The organism is Rhodoferax sp. GW822-FHT04A08 (assembly GCF_058801025.1).
Genome location: NZ_JBXAMW010000076.1, coordinates 1 through 582, shown reverse-complemented (window position 1 = coordinate 582; position 582 = coordinate 1). Strand labels below are relative to the sequence as shown.

1 protein-coding gene is annotated in these 582 nt (G+C 67.0%); it reads right to left on the bottom strand.

Translation table 11 applies throughout. The features are described 5' to 3' along the window. Positions 1 to 582 (bottom strand): uroporphyrinogen-III C-methyltransferase (gene cobA / locus AC1RMF_RS26640; protein WP_493145574.1); only part of this gene is annotated, 582 nt, incomplete at both ends.

Sequence of the window (582 nt, the reverse complement as noted above, 5' to 3'; positions counted from 1 at the left end):
CACCGGCGTGCCGGCAGCCAGGCCGCTCAGCAACTCCTGCTGGATGCGAGCCGCGCCACCCACACCCATGTAGATCACCAGGGTCAGCTTGGCACTGTGGGCAGTTTGTGCCAGCGCACGCCAGTCCGTCCCGCTGTCGCCAGGCTTGGCATGACCGGTCACGAACACCACGCCATGGGCATGCTGGCGGTGGGTCAGCGGCAGTTGCAAAGAGGTGACCGCAGCCAGGCCTGCAGTGATGCCGTTGACCACGTCCACACGCACACCGGCTGCCTGCAGGTGTTCAACCTCTTCGCCGCCACGTCCAAACATGAACGGGTCGCCGCCCTTGAGGCGCACCACACGTTCGCCCTCCTGGGCGGCCGTGATCATCAGCTTCTCAATGAACGACTGTGGCGTGGAGCGGCAGCCCCCGCGTTTGCCGACCCGGATGATGCGCGCGCTGGCCGTTGCCAGTGCCACGATGCCTTCGCTCACCAGATCGTCCACCAGCAGCAGGGTGGCGGCCTGTATGGCCTTGAGGGCCTTGATGGTCAGCAGTTCCGGGTCGCCCGGGCCTGCGCCCACCAGGGTGACCTGGCC